The sequence below is a fragment of the Xanthomonas sp. LF02-5 genome (assembly GCF_034105325.1).
In the GTDB taxonomy this organism is placed as follows: Bacteria; Pseudomonadota; Gammaproteobacteria; order Xanthomonadales; family Xanthomonadaceae; genus Xanthomonas_A; species Xanthomonas_A sontii.
Genome location: NZ_JAXGGF010000010.1, coordinates 81,369 through 97,182, shown reverse-complemented (window position 1 = coordinate 97,182; position 15,814 = coordinate 81,369). Strand labels below are relative to the sequence as shown.

Below are 15,814 nucleotides of genomic sequence, written 5' to 3'. Positions count from 1 at the left end.
GGCGCCGTCCTCAGTGCTGCGCCACCGGCAACACCACGTCCATCAGCGTGGCGTCGTCGGGATCCGGCGTGGCCTTGAAGCCGAGCTGCCGGCACATCGCCAGCATGGTGCGGTTCTCGCGCAACACCTGGCCTTCGACCACCTTGAGGCCAAGCCAGCCGGCGTACTCGATCATGATCCGCATCAACTGCCAGCCGATGCCGTGGCCCTTGAGGTCGGAGCGGATCAGGATGCCGTATTCGCCGCGGTCGTAATCGGCGTCGGCATGCAGGCGCACCGCGCCGAGCATGTCGCCGCTGCGCGGCTCGATCGCCACCAGCGCGATCGAGCGCGCGTAGTCGAGCTGGGTCAGGCGCGCGATGAATTCGTGACTGAAATGCTTCACCGCCTGGAAGAAGCGCAGGCGCAGGTCTTCGTCGGTGACGCGGGCGAAGAAGCTGCGGAACAGCGCGTCGTCCTCCGGCCGCACCGGGCGCACGAACGCGGCGCTGCCGTCGTTGAGCACGATGCGCCGTTCCCACTCCTTGGGATACGGGAAGATCGCGAAGCGCGGATGGCCGCGGCCCTTGTGCAGGCGCCGCGACGGCGCCACCGCCACCCGCGCGTCGACCGCGATCACCCCGTCGCGGTCGGCCAGCAGCGGATTGATGTCCAGTTCGCGGATCTCCGGCAGATCGGCGGCCAGTTGCGCCAGCTTGACCAGCACCATCGCCACCGCACGCTCGTCGGCCGCCGGCACGTCGCGGTAGGCCTTGAGGATGCGGCTGACGCGGGTGCGGCCGATCAGTTCGTGGGCCAGGCGCAGGTCCAGCGGCGGCAGCGCCAGCGCCTTGTCGTCGATCACCTCCACCGCGGTGCCGCCGCGGCCGAACACGATCACCGGGCCGAAGGTCGGATCGTCGGCGATGCCGGCGATCAGTTCGCGCGCCTTCGGCCGCAGCAGCGAGGGCTGCACCAGCACGCCGTCGATGCGCGCGTCCGGCCGCGCGGCGCGCGCGCGGGCGAGGATGCCCTCGGCCGCATCGCGCACCGCCTCCACGCTGACCAGGTTGAGGCGCACCCCGTCCACGTCGGACTTGTGCGGGATGTCGGCCGAATGGATCTTCACCGCCACCGCCGAGCCCTGCGCCAGCATCGGCGCGGCCACCTGCGCCGCGGCCTCGGCATCGGCGGCGTGCGCCACCGGCGCGGTGGGGATGCCGTAGGCGGCCAGCAATCGCGTGGTCGCCAGCGGGTCCAGCCAGGTCTGCCCGGCGGCCAGCGCCGCGTCGACGATACCGCGCGCGGCGGCGGCGTCGAAGGCGAAATCGTCGGGCAGGCTCGGCGGTGTTTCCATCAGTGCCGCCTGCGCCTCGCGGTAGCGCACCAGGTGCATGAAGCCGCGCACCGCGTCCGCCTCGGTGGCGTAGGTGGGGATGCGCGCGGCGTTGAGCGTGGCGGTGGCGCTCTCGTCGTTGCCCAGCCACACCGCGAACACCGGCTTGTCGCGGTGATGGCGCGGGCGCTGGCCGAGGATGCGGGTCAGCGCCTGCGCCGCCTCGGCGGAGGAGGTGAACGCGGTCGGCACGTTGACCACCAGCACCGCGTCGTTCTCCGGGTCCTCCAGCAGCGCACCGGCGGCGGCGGCGTAGCGTTCGCCGTCGGCGTCCACCACGATGTCCACCGGATTGCGATGCGACCATTCCTGCGGCAGCGCCGCGTCCAGTTGCTGCTGGGTGGGCGCCGAGAGCGCCGCCAGGGTGCCGCCGAGATCGGCCAGCGTATCCACCGCCAGGCGGCCGACGCCACCGCCGTTGCTGAGGATGGCCAGGCGCCGGCCGGGGAAGGTGCTGAGCCGGCCCAGCGTCTCCGCCGCGGCGAACAGTTCGTCCAGCGCGCGCACCCGCAGCAGGCCGGCGCGGGCGAACGCGGCGCCGTACACCGCATCGGAACTGGCCAGCGCCTGCACGTGGGTGTCGGCGTTGGGATCGATGCGCAGTTGCCGGCCCGACTTGACCACCACCACGGGTTTGGCGCGCGCGGCGGCGCGCGCGGCGGACATGAACTTGCGCGCGTCGCGGATGTGTTCGACGTAGAGCAGGATCGCGCGGGTGCGGTAGTCGGTGGCGAAGTAGTCGAGCAGGTCGGCGAAGTCCACGTCCAGCGCGTCGCCCAGCGACACCACGGCGGAGAAGCCGACCGCGCGCGCCACGCCCCACTCCACCAGCGCCGCGGCGATGGCGCTGGATTCGGAGATCAGCGCCAGGTCGCCCGGCTGCGGGCAGTGCGCGGCGATGCTGGCGTTGAGCCGCGCATGCGGCGCGATCACGCCCAGGCAGTGCGGGCCGAGGATGCGCAGGCCCTTGGCGCGTGCGGCGCTCTCCACCCGCGCCGCGGCCGAGCCCGGTCCGCTGCCGAGCCCGGCGGTGAGGATGATCGCCGCGGCCACGCCGCGCCGCGCGGCGATCGACACGATGCGCGGCACCATCCGCGCCGGCGCGGTGATCACCACCAGGTCCGGCACCCAGGGCAGGTCGGTGAGCCGGCGCACCGTGGGGACGCCATCGATCTCGCGGTAGCGCGGGCTGACCCAGCCGATCTGCCCGGGAAACCCGGCCGCGCGCAGGCTGCGCACCACCGCCCGCCCGGCCGAGCGCTCGCGCGGGCTGCCGCCGACGATGGCGACCGAGGCGGGGCGGAACACGGACTGCAGGTGATAGGTGCTCATGGCGGCGGCGGAGGCGAGCGAATGCGCTAACGGTACACGGCTGGCCGCGGCGCGGGGATGATCCGGGTCGCGCGCTGCGGCGTTGACGGCGATGCCGCGCATCCGGCGACAGCTGCGCTGGCGAGATTCCGACATCCGCGCGTCCGGGCTGAAGCCCCTCCCACAGGGAGCTTGGGTCGGCGGCCCGTTACGCACGCACGCGCGCTTGAGCGGAATCCGGAACGACGCGGACCATCGCTGGACTTCCCGGTGTGGGAGGGGCTTCAGCCCCGACCCGACCAGGCCACAGAGACCAGGCGGCGGCGCACACCGGGTGCGCAGGGCAGGCGGCGCCGCCTTCCCCGCAGAAAGACCGCGCCAGACGGCTGCCCACCGCCGATCCTTCGCGGATCCGCCATGTCCATCGGAGCCCGCAGGCACAGCCCGGGTCAGCACCCGGTCGCATTGGCGGCCGCATAATGCGGCGATGGAGACGACTCGTGCATAGCGGCGGCCTGGAACTGGCGCTGGTGCTGCTGCTGGCCGCGGTGATCGCGGTGCCGGTGTTCAAGCGCCTGGGCCTGGGCGCGGTGCTGGCCTACCTGGCCGCGGGTGTGGTGCTGGGGCCGGACGGGCTGGGCTTCGTGCAGGACACCGAGCGCATCCTCAACGCCGCCGAGATCGGCGTGGTGATGCTGCTGTTCCTGATCGGCCTGGAACTGTCGCCGGCGCGCTTGAAGGTGATGCGGCATGCGGTGTTCGGCGCCGGCAGCGCCCAGGTCGCGCTGACCGCGCTGCCGCTGGGCGCGCTGGCGCTGTGCATGGGCCTGAACTGGAAGAGCGCGCTGGTGATCGGCCTGGCGCTGGCGCTGTCGTCCACCGCGGTGGGCCTGCAGCTGCTGGCCGAGCGCAAGGCGCTCAACAGCGACTACGGCCGGCTCGGCTTCGCCATCCTGCTGTTCCAGGACCTGATCGCGATCCCGCTGCTGGCCGCGGTGCCGCTGCTCGGCGGCGCCAAGAACGACACCCTGACCTGGACGGAAGTGGGCCAGGCGCTGGGCGCGCTGGCGCTGGTGGTGCTGTGCGGGCGCTTCGTGCTGCGCCACCTGTTCCGCACGGTGGCGCGCACGCGCATGCCCGAGGTGTTCACCGCCAGCGCGCTGCTGGTGGTGCTGGGCAACGCCTGGTTCCTGCAGAAGGCCGGGCTCAGCCCCAGCCTGGGAGCGTTCCTGGCCGGCGTGCTGCTGGCCGATTCGGAGTTCCGCCACGAACTGGAGGCGCAGATCGAGCCGTTCCAGGGCCTGCTGCTGGGCGTGTTCTTCATCGCCGTGGGCATGGGCATCGACCTGGACCGCATCGTCGCCGAGCCGTGGCTGATCGCCGGGGCGGTGGCCACGCTACTGTTGGTCAAGTTCGCGCTGCTGGCCGGCATCGGCCGCGTGCTGCGCCTGCCCTGGCGCAGTGCGCTGCTGCTGGGCAGCCTGCTGTGGCTGGGCGGCGAGTTCGCCTTCGTGGTGTTCACCGAGGCGCAGCGCGTGCGCCTGCTCGACGACGCCACCCACGACCGGCTGGTCGCGGTGGTCGGCGTGTCGATGGCGCTGACGCCACTGCTGCTGATCGGCATGCAGCGCCTGCTCGGCACCAGCGAGGCCGGCAAGGGCAAACCGCAACCACCGCCGGCGGCGCAGTACGACACGGTGGACACGCAGCGCGCGCAGGTGCTGATCGCCGGCATGGGCCGCTTCGGCCAGATCGTGGCGCGCCTGCTGACCGCGCAGCGCATCCCGTTCGTGGCGCTGGAACACAACCCGGACACGGTGGAGGACCTGCGCCGCTTCGGCAACCAGCTCTACTACGGCGACCCCAGCCGCCCGGACCTGCTGCGCGCGGCCGGCAGCGACGGCATCCGCATCTTCGTGGTGGCGATGGACGACCCGGAGACCAACATCAAGACCACGCGGCTGATCCGCCGGCTCTACCCCTCGGCCAAGGTGCTGGCGCGCGCACGCAACCGCCAGCACGCCTGGCGACTGATGGACCTGGGTGCGGAGCCGTTCCGCGAAGTGTTCGCCTCCAGCCTGGAACTGAGCGAGCAGGTGCTGCTCGGCCTGGGCCTGGACGCGGCGACCGCGCGCGATCGCATCGCCCGTTTCCGCGAGCACGACACGCAACTGCTGCGCGCCCAGCACCTGGTCTACGACGACGATGCGGCGGTGGTGCAGACCGCGCGTGCGGCGCGCGCCGACCTGACCAAGCTGTTCGAGGCCGACGTCAACGATCCGACGGCGGGGCCGGCGGATGCGACGGGCGCAACAGGCGCGGGACAGCATCGCAGTTGATGCGGGTGGCTTGGCCGCGCGGCCAACCGTGTCCCAGGAATGCGCTGCGTATGTGCGCTCGTCGCTGCCGACAACCGCGGTCACGGTGGGTACGCCGTTGTCACGCGCGACAGATAGCGATGGGGACGCCGACGATTGGCCGAGGCACGTGCCCACTGCGTGGTGCGCGTGTAGTCGAGCGTGGTCGCGTCGGGGCTGAAGCCCCTCCCACACTGACGGTCGACAGCATCCGTGGCGGTGACGCCTTTGCTGGCTGCGACGACAGGGGCGGTGGGCTCCCACGGCATGCCGGCTCGCCAACGCCAATGCTCGGCAAGCGCGCTGTGTCCGCGCACCGCCAGTCCTTCCATTGTGGGAGGGGCTTCAGCCCCGACTGCAGGATCCAGCCGCCATCGCTGCGCCGCTCCTGCTGGCATGGAGACATCTCCCCGAGCACCGGCGCTCATGCCGGCGCCCGGGGCATCGCTTCAGCCCTTGCGTGACGAACGCTTCGCTGCGGTGCCGCTGGCCGCGCGCTTGACGGTTTTCTTCGCGACTTTCTTCGCGACCTTCCTGGGCGCCGGCGTCTTCACCGCCGCCGAGGCAGGCTTGCGCTTGGTCGACTTGCCTGGCTTCGCCGAAGCCGAGGCATCGCCCGCCTTGGCCCCGCCACGCTTCGGCGCCGGCGTCACCGGCCGGGTCTCGGTGGCGGCGGTGGCTTCCGGCGCGCGCCGCGGCGGCGGGCGGCGCCCGGCGGTCAGGGTGCGCCAGGTGTGGCCGCCGTTGAGCGCCAGCAGCGCATCGGCCGCGGCCGGGCCGGCACTGCCTGCCGGGTACTGCGGGGTCTCGTCGGCCGAGGTCTGCCAGGCGTCGAGGATCGGCTGCACGATGGTCCAGGCCGCCTCGACCATGGTCGCGTCCTGGAACAGGCCGGCCTCGCCGTGCATGCAGTCCTGCAGCAGGCGTTCGTAGCCCACCGTGTATTCCTTGGGGAACCAGTCGCGGTAGCGGAAGTCCATGCGCACCGGCGCGAGACTGACCCGCGCGCCCGGGCGCTTGACGTCGAACTGCAGCGAGATGCCTTCGTCGGGCTGGATGTGCAGCACCAGCCAGTCCGGGCCGTAGCCGCCGATCTCGGCGCTGCGCAACGGCGCCAGCGGCGCCGGCTTGAAGCGGATCGCGATCTCGGTGGTGCGCTCGCGCAGGCGCTTGCCGGTGCGCAGGTAGAACGGCACGCCGGCCCAGCGCCAGGTGTCCACCTGCAGCTTCATCGCCACATAGGTCTCGGTGTTGGAGTCCGGCGGCACGGTGTCTTCCTCGCGGTAGCCGGGCACCGCGTTGCGGCCGATCGCGCCGGCCGCGTACTGGCCGCGGACCACGTCGGCCGGACTCAGCGGCCGCACCGCCTCGATCACCTCGGCACGCCGGCGCAGCATCGCCGCCGGGGTGAAGGCCGCCGGCGGCTCCATCGCGATCATCGCCAACAACTGGAACAGGTGGTTGGGCACCATGTCACGCAGGCAGCCGGTGGGGTCGTAGAAGCCGCCGCGCCCTTCCACGCCGATGGTCTCGGCCGCGGTGATCTGCACGTGGTCGATGCGGTCGCGGTTCCACACCGGCTCGAACAAGCCGTTGGCGAAGCGGAAGGCGAGGATGTTCTGCACCGTTTCCTTGCCGAGGAAATGGTCGATGCGGAACACCTGGTCCTCGTCCAGCACGCGGCCGACGATGGCATTGAGCTCGCGCGCGCTCTGCAGGTCGTGGCCGAACGGCTTCTCCACGATCACCCGGCGCCAGCCGCTGCTGGCGCCCTGCTTGACCAGCCCGGCCGACCCCAGCTGTTCGATCACCGGCGCGAAGAAGCGCGCCGCGGTGGCCAGATAGAACAGCACGTTGCCGCCGGTGCGGTACTGCGCGCCGATCTTGTCCAGCAGTGCGCCCAGGCTGCGATAGGTGCCGGCATCGTTGAAGTCGCCGCGCAGGTAATGCAGGCGCGAACGCAGCCAGCCCCATACCTCCTCGTCCAGGCCATCGGCCTTGAACTCTGCGTCGCGGTCGGCCATCAGCCCGCGCATCGCATCGCCGAGCATGCGCCGCCACGCCACTTCGCTGACCGCGCCGTGGTCCACGCCGATCACCGCGAATTCCTCGGGCAGCGCACCGCTGTGGCGCAGGTTGTACAGCGCCGGCAGCACCAGGCGCCGGGTCAGGTCGCCGCGGGCGCCGAACACCACGATCAGGCAGGGAGGAGTGGTCTGGGAGGCATCGCTCATGGATGGGTGTCCTGTTCGCCGATCAAGCCATGCAGGCGCAGCGCCGCGTGGACCAGCGCCACGTGCGAATAGCCCTGCGGGAAATTGCCGAGCATGCGGCCGCTGCGCGGGTCGTACTCCTCGGCCAGCAGGCCGACGTCGTTGCACAGCGCGAGCAGGCGCTCGAACAGCGCGCGCGCCTGCTCGCCGCGGCCGAGCAGCGTGTAGTTCTCCACCAGCCAGAAACTGCAGGCGATGAAGGTGCCCTCGCCGGCCGGCAGGCCGTCGCCGCTGGCGTCGTCGGCGCGGTAGCGCTCGACCAGGCCGTCGATGCTCAGGTGTTCGGCGATGGCGTCGGCGGTGGCGGCCACGCGCGGATCGTCCGGCGGCAGGAAGCCGACCAGCGGGATCAACAGGGTCGCCGCATCCAGCCGTTCGCTGCCGTAGCTCTGCACGAAGTAGCCGTCGCAGTGCACGCCCTGCGCCAGCACCTGCGCATGGATCTCGTCGGCCAGCGCGCGCCAGTGCGCGCGTTGCGCGGCGTCGGCGTCGGTGACGCCGTCGCGCGCGCCGCAGTCGAACGCCAGCCACGCCATCACCTTGGAATGCACGAAGTGCTGGCGCTTGTCGCGGATCTCCCAGATGCCCTCGTCCGGCTCGCGCCAGCGCTGCTCCAGCACCTCCAGCAACTGCCGCGCCAGCGAGCGGCCATGCACCGCCGAGGCCATGCCCTCGTGGTGGCCGCGGTGGAACGCGGCGATCACCTCGCCATAGACATCGAGCTGGAACTGGCCGACCGCAGCATTGCCAACGCGCACCGGCGAGGCGCCCTCGTAGCCGGGCAGCCAGTCCACCGTCCATTCGGACATGCGCCGCTCGCCGCCGATGCCGTACAGCGCCTGCAACTGGTCGGGCGAGCCGGCCACGGTGCGCTGCAGCCAGCCATGGAACGCGGCAGCCTCGTCGAAATAGCCGGCCGCGCGCAAGGCGGTCAGGGTGAACACCGCATCGCGCAGCCAGCAGAAGCGGTAGTCCCAGTTGCGCTCGCCGCCCAGACGTTCGGGCAGCGAGGTGGTCGGTGCGGCGACGATGGCGCCGGTGGGCAGGTAACTCAGGCCCTTCAGCACCACCAGCGAGCGCCGCACCGCCTCGGTCCACGGGCCGGCATGCAGGCAGCGGTGCGACCAGCCGTGCCAGAACGCCTCGGTCTGCGCCAGCGCCTGCTCCGGCGCCAGCAACGGCGGCAGCTCCAGGTGCGAGGCGCCGTGGCTGAGCACGAACCAGGTGCTTTCGCCGGCCTCCAGCACGAACTCGGCTTCGGTGGCGAAGCCGTGGCCGTGCATGGCCTGCGGGCTGCGCAGCGCGATCTGGTCCGGCCCGGCCACCGCCTGCAGGCCGCCCTCGATCTGCGACACCCAGGGAATGGTACGGCCGTAGTTGAAGCGCAGCTGCAGCTGCATGCGCAGCTGCACCCGGCCGTGCAGGCCGCGCACGATCCGCACCACGTGGTTGTGCATCACCTCGTCGTGGCTGGCGACCATGAAATCGAGCAGCGCCACCGCGCCGGTGTCGGTCTCGAACCGCGTCTCCAGCACCAGGCTGCCGTCGCGGTAGGCACGGGTGCTGGTGAAGTCGCCCTGCGGCGCGATCGCCCAGCGGCCGTGGTCGGGTTCGCCGAGCAGGGCGGCGAACAAGGCATCGGAATCGAAGCGCGGCAGACACAGCCAGTCGATCGAGCCGCGACGGTCCACCAGAGCCGCGCTGCGGCAGTTGCCGAGCATGGCGTAGTCTTCGATTCGCGAGGCCATCGTGGGCGCCGGTGCGGAGGAGCGGCGAGTCTGCCAGCGCCGGTGTTTGCGTCGCGTAATCGCCGCGCGGCGCCGTTCAGGCGCGCGCAAGCGGCCGGCTGCGGCTACACTGCGGCTGCGCATGACTTCCGATCCCGCTGCCGCCGCCCTGCGCACTCTGGTCCTGGAGGACGATCCGATACTGCGCGATCGCATCCTGGTGCCGGGCCTGCGCCGTTTCGGCTTCGCCGCCGACGGCTGCGGCACCGGCGCGGAACTGCAGCAGCGGGTGCAGCGCGAGGGCGCCGAGATCGTGGTGCTGGATGTCGGCCTGCCCGACACCGACGGCTTCACCCTGGCAGGCGCGCTGCGCCTGCAATACCCGGACCTGGGCATCGTCATGCTGACCAGCCTGGGCCAGACCGAGGACCGCATCCGCGGCCTGACCGGCGGCGCCGACGCCTATCTGTCCAAGCCGGTGGAAATCGACCTGCTGGCCGCGACCCTGCACAGCCTGGCGCGACGCGTGAGCGGGCGCCCGCCTGCGGCGCCAGCGCGCGGGCGCTGGCAGGTGAGCGAGGACGGCTGGTGCCTGCTGTCGCCGACCGGCGCCGCCGCCGCGCTGACCGGCAGCGAACGCCGGCTGTGCCTGCGCCTGCTCGAGCAACCGGGCCTGCTGGTGGCGCGCGAGGCCTTGATCGCCGCGCTCACCGACCGCGTGTACGACTTCGACGCGCACCGCCTGGATTCGATGGTGCACCGCCTGCGCAGCAAGGTGCAGCGCCGCTGCGGCGAGCCGCTGCCGCTGGCCGCGGTGCACGGCAAGGGCTACATCTTCGATCCCGCCGGCTGACGCGCACCACGCGCGCGCGGCGCCGCAGCGCACAGACCTTCCGGGCAGGCGCTACATCGCCACCGCATCGGCGTGCGGCAGCACGATGCGGAAGCGCGTGCCCACGCCCACCGTGCTGTGCACCTGGATCCGGCCGCCGGCGCGCACCACCAGATCGCGCACCACCGCCAGGCCCAGGCCGGTGCCGCTGTCGGCGGGCTTGGTGCTGTAGAACGGCTCGAACACCTGCGCGGCCACCTCCGCCGGCATGCCGTGGCCGTCGTCGGCGACCTCGATGACGGTGCCCTCGTCCTCGCTGGACACGGCGATGTCGAAATGGCCGCGGTCGGCGATCGCGTCGCGGCTGTTGGAGGCCAGGTTCAGCAGCATCAGGTCGAACTGACTGCGCTCGAAACGGATCGGCGCCGGCGCCGCCGGCAGCGCGCAGCGCAGCACGATCCGCGCTTCCAGCAACTGCCGCAGCATCGGCTGCAAGGCCTCCACCGCGGCCGCGGCGTCGAAGCGTTCGACATGCTCGGCGTCGCGGCGGCTGAAGCGCAGCAGCCGGCGCACGACGGTCATGCCGCGCTCGGCCGATGCCTCCACCGCCGCCAGGCTGTCCTCCAGCTGCGCGATGCGCTGCGCGTCGCTGGTCAGGTCGTCGTCGTGGCGCGCGGCGGCGAAGCCGGACATCACCGCCAGGATGTTGTTGAAGTCGTGGGCCAGGCCGCTGGCCATGCGCTCGGTGATCTCGCGTTTCTGCGCGTGGATCAGCTGGGTCTGTGCGCGTTCGCGTTCCTGCATCTCCTGCTGCAGGCGCTGGCCGCGCGCGTTGGATTCGCGCAGGCTCTCGCGCAGCGCCTCGGTGGTGCGGTCCAGCAGCAGCGCCACCAGCAGGTAACTGAACAACACCGGCAGCACGTTGAACAGCGCCTGCGCCGGCGCGCCGGCCAGTTCGGCCAGCGCATCGCGGCCCACGCCGACGCCGAGCATCAGCAGCAAGGCGACGAAGGTGACCCACAGCGCGCGGCGCCCCAGCACCAACCCGGCCAGGATCAGCACCAGCATCTGCGCCAGTTGATCCGGCAACTGCCGCTGGAAGCCGTGGATGGCGGCGTTGACCAGCAACGAGCCGAGCATCGCCCCGAGCAGCAGCCGCACGCCGCCGCGCAGGGCGCCATGGCGCACGCGCACGAAGCCGATCGCCGCGCACACCCCGATCAGCAGACTCATGGTCAACGAAATCAGCATGCCCGGCGGCAGCGGCTGCCCGCGCAGCTCCGGCCAGGCCAGCACCACCGCCACCACGATCGTGGCGGGAATGGTCACCGCCAGGAACAGCAGCAGCAACTGGATCACCCGCGCATTGCGCCGATCCACCTCGTCCACCAGCGGCGCGCGGCCCAGCCAGTTCCAGAACGCCTTCGCCATGCCGCCGTGCTCCATTCCCGTTCAGTGAGAATCCGATGATGATCATGCGAGAACTTGCAGGTGACAAGCCGGTGACGGCGGGCCTAAGTTCGCATGACGGAGCACGCCCGGGGACGACGGCGCTGTTTCCAGACCACTCCAGACCGATGCGGAGGCGCACACGCGCCGCCGACGTCACCTTCTGCCCTGCCGTTTTTTCAGCCCGAGATCGCCATGAACGCATGCTCTTCCCTGCGCGGCACCGCCGCCCGTCATCCGATTCCCCGCGCGTACAGCACCCTGGCCCTGGCCTGCGCGCTGTGCCTGACTTCGACGGCGATGGCGCAGACGCCGACCACCACGACGACCGGCACAGCCCAGTCCACCGGCACCGACGCCACGGCCAGCGACGCCAGCGCCACGCCAGCCGCGACCACCTACGACCCCAGCGTCTACTTCAAGGCCACCGGCAGCGCCGACAGCAACGCCGGCGCCGACGCCGACGGCGACGAAGCGCTGGCCGCCGGCGAGGCCGCCTCGGCGGTCGGCACCGGCACCATCGCGCTCGGCGGCGGTGCGGTCGGCTACGCCAACCACGCGGTGGCGGTGGGCCACAACAGCCTGGCCACCGAGGTCTCCACCACCGCCGTCGGCGGCATGCTCGACCTGGATTTCTCCTACCAGCCCAACGGCGTGGTGATCCTGCAGCAGACTTCGGCCACCGGCGTGGCCGCCACCGCGCTGGGCGCCGGCGCCCAGGCCAGCGGCAAGTACAACGTGGCGGCCGGCGCCGGCGCGATCGCCAGCGACCGCTCCAGCGTCGCCGTCGGCGGCATCGTCGACGTGGGCGAGGAGATGAGTCCGGGCTTCGGCGCCGAAGGCACCCAAATGCAGGCCACGCAGGCCACCGGCCCGCTGTCCACCGCGCTGGGCGGCGGCGCGCTGGCCACGGCCTACAGTTCCACCGCGGTCGGCGCCCTGGCCGAAGCCAGCGCCAACCGCACCGTCGCCGTCGGCACCACCGCGGTGGCCAACCAGTACGCCGCCGTGGCGGTGGGCGCGCAGAGCCAGGCCACCGCCGAGTGGGCCACCGCCTTCGGCAACGGCGCACGCGCCTGGGGCACCCACAGCGTGGCCATGGGCCCCAGCGCGTTCGTCCAGAACGACGACGGCACCGCGGTCGGCCCGGCCGCGTTCGCCGGCGGCGTCGGCTCCACCGCGCTCGGCAACCGCTCCTGGGCCGGCGGCACCCGCAGTCTGGCCCTGGGCGGGGGCATGGTGTGGAACGGCAACTTCTTCCTCGATACGCCGGTGCTGTTCTACGACAGCATCGCCATCGGCACCAAGTCCGATGTGTTCGGCGACCAGTCGATCGCGATCGGCCCCGGCGCGCGGGTCGGCAACTCGCAGTTCGTCAACGACAAGCAGACCATCACCAACAACAGCGTGGCGCTGGGCGCCGGTTCGGTCGCCGAACGCGACAACACCGTGTCCATCGGCGCAGCGGGCGCCGAGCGCCAGCTCACCAACCTGGCCGCCGGCACCATGGACACCGACGCGGTCAACCTGGCGCAGCTGCGCAACGTCGCCGCCGCGTTCGGCGCCGGCAGCGTGGTCGACGCCAACGGCAACCTGATCGGCGGCAATTACCTGGTGCAGGGCACGCACTACACCGACCTGGGCTCGGCGATGGGCGCGCTCGACACCGCCCTGACCGGCTTCGGCAACCGCCTGAACACGATCGGCGGTTCCGGCGGCATCAGCGTGGGCGGCGGCGACGGTGCGGCGAGCGCGCCGAGCACCGGCGCCGGCACCAATGCCGTGGCCGTGGGTTCCGGGGCCACCGCCAACGGCAACAACGGCCTGGCGATGGGCGCGCAGGCGCTGGCCTATGGCCCCAACGACACCGCCATCGGCGGCAACGCCACGGTCAATGCCGACGGCAGCACCGCGGTCGGCGCCAACGCCCGCGTCGCCGCGGTGGCGACCAACGCGGTCGCGCTCGGCGAGAGCGCCAATGCCTCGGCCGCCTCGGCCACCGCGCTCGGCCAGGGCGCCTCGGCCAGCGCCGCCAATTCGGTGGCGCTGGGCCAGGGCTCGGTCGCCAACCGCGCCAACACGGTCTCGGTGGGCAGCGCCGGCAACGAACGCCAGGTCGCCAACGTCGCCGCCGGCAGCGCCGACACCGACGCGGTCAATGTGGCGCAGATGCGCGCCGGCAACAGCGCCACCCTGAGCAGCGCCAACGCCTACACCAACACCCGCATCACCGCGCTGGACGACAGCTTCAACCAGTTGCGCACCGACACCGAACATCGCCTCGACGGCATGGACCGGCGCATGGACCGGCTCGGCGCGATGAGCGCGGCGATGCTCAACATGGCGGTCAACGCCGCCGGTACGCAGAGCCCGCGCGGGCGCGTGTCGGTCGGCGCCGGCTTCCAGGGCGGGCAGCAGGCGCTGTCGGTCGGCTATGCCCGCAAGATCGGCGCGCGCGCCTCGTTCAGCCTGGGCGGCGCGTTCAGCAGCGGCGAGTCCTCGGCCGGCATCGGCGTGGGCATCGATCTGTGACGTCACGCGGCGCCGCGCGCGCCGCCGTTTTCTTCTTCTCACCTCTCTTTCCAGGATCCGCAGATGATGTCTTCCAATACGCTCGCCGCTGCCCTCGCCGCCGTCCTGTTCGCCGGTGGCGCGCAGGCGGCCTCCCCCACCATCGGCCTGGGCGGTGTGCAAGGTCCGGTGCCGCAATCGGCCAGCGCCAACGACCTGGGCCAGCGCTTCATCGTCAAGACCCGTGACGGCGGCAGCCAGGCGCGCAGCCTGCTGGCCAGCACCCTCAGCAGCGCAGTGGCGCGCAGCGGCATGCAGCGCGCGCAGATCGGCAGCAACGGCCTGACGCTGCGCAGCGCAGTCAGCGCCAAGGTGCTGCGCGACATGGCGGTGCCGGGCTGGCATGTGGTGCAGACCTCGCGCCACCTCAGCGACAGCGAGCGCACCGCCTTCATCAACGAGCTGAAGGCCGATCCGTCGGTGGTGTCGGTGCAGGTCGATCGGCTGTACCGGCGCCTGGACGAGGCCAGCGTGCGCCTGCCGGCCGCCATCGCGGCCGCCGCCTCCACCACCCCCAACGATCCGGCCTACGCCAAGCTGCAGTGGAACTTCCACGACCCGGTCGGCGGGGTCAACGCCGAGCAGGGCTGGACCCGCTCCACCGGCAAGGGCGTGGTGGTGGCGGTGGTCGATACCGGCGTGGTCAAGGACAACCCGGATCTGGCCGCCAACGTGCTGCCCGGCTACGACATGATCACCGACCACCGCGTCTCGCGCCGCGACACGGACGGTCGCGTGGCCGGCGGCTACGACCTGGGCGACTGGGTGGAAGCCGACTACTGCACCGCGCTGGGCGCGTCCGGCAATGCGCCGGCGCCGAGTTCGTGGCATGGCAGCCATGTCTCCGGCACCATCGCCCAGGTCACCAACAACAACCTGGCCACGGCCGGCCTGGCCTACGACGCCAAGATCGTGCCGGTGCGCGTGCTCGGCTCCTGCGGCGGCTTCGGCAGCGACATCGCCGACGGCATGCTGTGGGCCGCGGGCCTGCCGGTGGCCGGCCTGCCGACCAACCCGAACCCGGCCGAGGTGATCAACATGAGCCTGGGCAGCGGCGCGCCGGACACCTGCCCGCAGATCTACCAGGACGCGATCGACCAGATCAACGCCAAGGGCACGATCATCGTGGTCGCCGCCGGCAACTCCAACGCCAATGCCGCCACCTACACCATGTCCTCCTGCAACGGCGTGATCAGCGTCGGCGCTTCGCGGGTGAACGGCGGCCGCGCCAGCTACTCCAACTACGGCACGCGCGTGGACATCGCCGCGCCGGGCGGCGGCGGCGACGTCGACGGCAACCCGAACGGCTACATCTTCCAGGTGATCAACGGCGGCACCCAGAGCCCGACCGGCGACTGGCAGATCGGCGGCATGGCCGGCACCTCGATGGCCTCCCCGCACGTGGCCGCGGCGGTGGCGATGGTGCAGAGCGTGGCCAAGACGCCCTTCAGCTGGACCGGCATGCGCGACCTGCTGCGCGCCAGCGCGCGGCCGTTCCCGGTGGCGATCCCCACCAGCACGCCGATCGGCGCCGGCATCCTGGACGTGGACATGCTGCTGCAGATGGCCACCACCCCGCCGTGCGATCCGTCCGACAGCAGCTGCGTGCCGCCGACCAAGACCCTGGTCAACAAGGTGGAGATGCGCGGCATCGGCAGCCAGGGCGGCGACGCGCTGTACAGCTTCCAGGCCGCGGCCGGCACGGTGGTCAGCTTCATGACCTTCGGCGGCACCGGCAACGTGGCGATGTACGTGTCTGCGGGCAAGACGCCGACCAGCAGCAGCTACGACGCGCGTTCCACCCGTGCCGGCACCACCCAGGCGGTGCGCCTCACCCCGTCCAGCGCCACGACCTACTACGTGCGCCTGAGCGGCAGCTACAGCGGCCTGACCCTGGTCGGGCGGCAGTAACGCCCGAT

8 protein-coding genes are annotated in these 15,814 nt (G+C 71.9%); 4 read left to right on the top strand and 4 right to left on the bottom strand.

The window, feature by feature from the left end:
• Positions 1–10 precede the first annotated feature (10 nt).
• Positions 11–2,707, bottom strand: coding sequence for a bifunctional acetate--CoA ligase family protein/GNAT family N-acetyltransferase (locus SLW52_RS20115; RefSeq protein WP_152235927.1), 2,697 nt, complete (start codon positions 2,705–2,707; stop codon positions 11–13).
• 479 nt (positions 2,708–3,186) lie between these two features.
• On the opposite strand from SLW52_RS20115, the gene SLW52_RS20110 reads away from it, so the two are divergent.
• Positions 3,187–5,025 (top strand): monovalent cation:proton antiporter-2 (CPA2) family protein, encoded by a 1,839-nt coding sequence (locus SLW52_RS20110; RefSeq protein WP_320741096.1) that lies wholly within the window; start codon positions 3,187–3,189, stop codon positions 5,023–5,025.
• 467 nt (positions 5,026–5,492) lie between these two features.
• On the opposite strand, the gene zwf is transcribed toward SLW52_RS20110, so the two are convergent.
• Complete coding sequence (gene zwf, locus SLW52_RS20105) at positions 5,493–7,277, bottom strand: glucose-6-phosphate dehydrogenase (RefSeq protein ID WP_320741094.1); 1,785 nt, start codon at positions 7,275–7,277, stop codon at positions 5,493–5,495.
• Positions 7,274–9,064: a glycoside hydrolase family 15 protein gene (locus tag SLW52_RS20100; protein WP_320741092.1), complete on the bottom strand. Its 1,791-nt coding sequence runs from the start codon at positions 9,062–9,064 to the stop codon at positions 7,274–7,276. The genes zwf and SLW52_RS20100 overlap by 4 nt, the downstream gene beginning before the upstream one ends.
• Positions 9,065–9,185: 121 nt before the next feature.
• Here SLW52_RS20100 and SLW52_RS20095 point away from each other — a divergent pair, with 121 nt between their 5' ends.
• A complete protein-coding gene (locus SLW52_RS20095) occupies positions 9,186–9,896 on the top strand; it encodes a response regulator transcription factor (protein ID WP_017915915.1) in 711 nt (236 codons plus the stop codon).
• 51 nt (positions 9,897–9,947) lie between these two features.
• Here SLW52_RS20095 and SLW52_RS20090 read toward each other — a convergent pair whose 3' ends face one another.
• Complete coding sequence (locus SLW52_RS20090) at positions 9,948–11,306, bottom strand: HAMP domain-containing sensor histidine kinase (RefSeq protein ID WP_267103391.1); 1,359 nt, start codon at positions 11,304–11,306, stop codon at positions 9,948–9,950.
• Positions 11,307–11,519: 213 nt separating this feature from the next.
• On the opposite strand from SLW52_RS20090, the gene SLW52_RS20085 reads away from it, so the two are divergent.
• Together SLW52_RS20085 and SLW52_RS20080 are read left to right on the top strand one after the other, a co-directional pair.
• Positions 11,520–13,856: a YadA-like family protein gene (locus SLW52_RS20085; protein ID WP_267083976.1), complete on the top strand. Its 2,337-nt coding sequence runs from the start codon at positions 11,520–11,522 to the stop codon at positions 13,854–13,856.
• A gap of 63 nt (positions 13,857–13,919) precedes the next feature.
• A complete protein-coding gene (locus SLW52_RS20080; protein ID WP_017915918.1) occupies positions 13,920–15,806 on the top strand; it encodes a S8 family serine peptidase in 1,887 nt (628 codons plus the stop codon).
• Positions 15,807–15,814: the final 8 nt, after the last annotated feature.

Bases quoted from the DNA above. Each gene is read 5' to 3' on its own strand.
- zwf (WP_320741094.1), bottom strand. From the start codon at position 7,277: ATGAGCGATGCCTCCCAGACCACTCCTCCCTGCCTGATCGTGGTGTTC.
- SLW52_RS20090 (WP_267103391.1), bottom strand. From the start codon at position 11,306: ATGGCGAAGGCGTTCTGGAACTGGCTGGGCCGCGCGCCGCTGGTGGAC.
- SLW52_RS20095 (WP_017915915.1), top strand. From the start codon at position 9,186: ATGACTTCCGATCCCGCTGCCGCCGCCCTGCGCACTCTGGTCCTGGAG.
- SLW52_RS20100 (WP_320741092.1), bottom strand. From the start codon at position 9,064: ATGGCCTCGCGAATCGAAGACTACGCCATGCTCGGCAACTGCCGCAGC.
- SLW52_RS20085 (WP_267083976.1), top strand. From the start codon at position 11,520: ATGAACGCATGCTCTTCCCTGCGCGGCACCGCCGCCCGTCATCCGATT.
- SLW52_RS20115 (WP_152235927.1), bottom strand. From the start codon at position 2,707: ATGAGCACCTATCACCTGCAGTCCGTGTTCCGCCCCGCCTCGGTCGCC.
- SLW52_RS20080 (WP_017915918.1), top strand. From the start codon at position 13,920: ATGATGTCTTCCAATACGCTCGCCGCTGCCCTCGCCGCCGTCCTGTTC.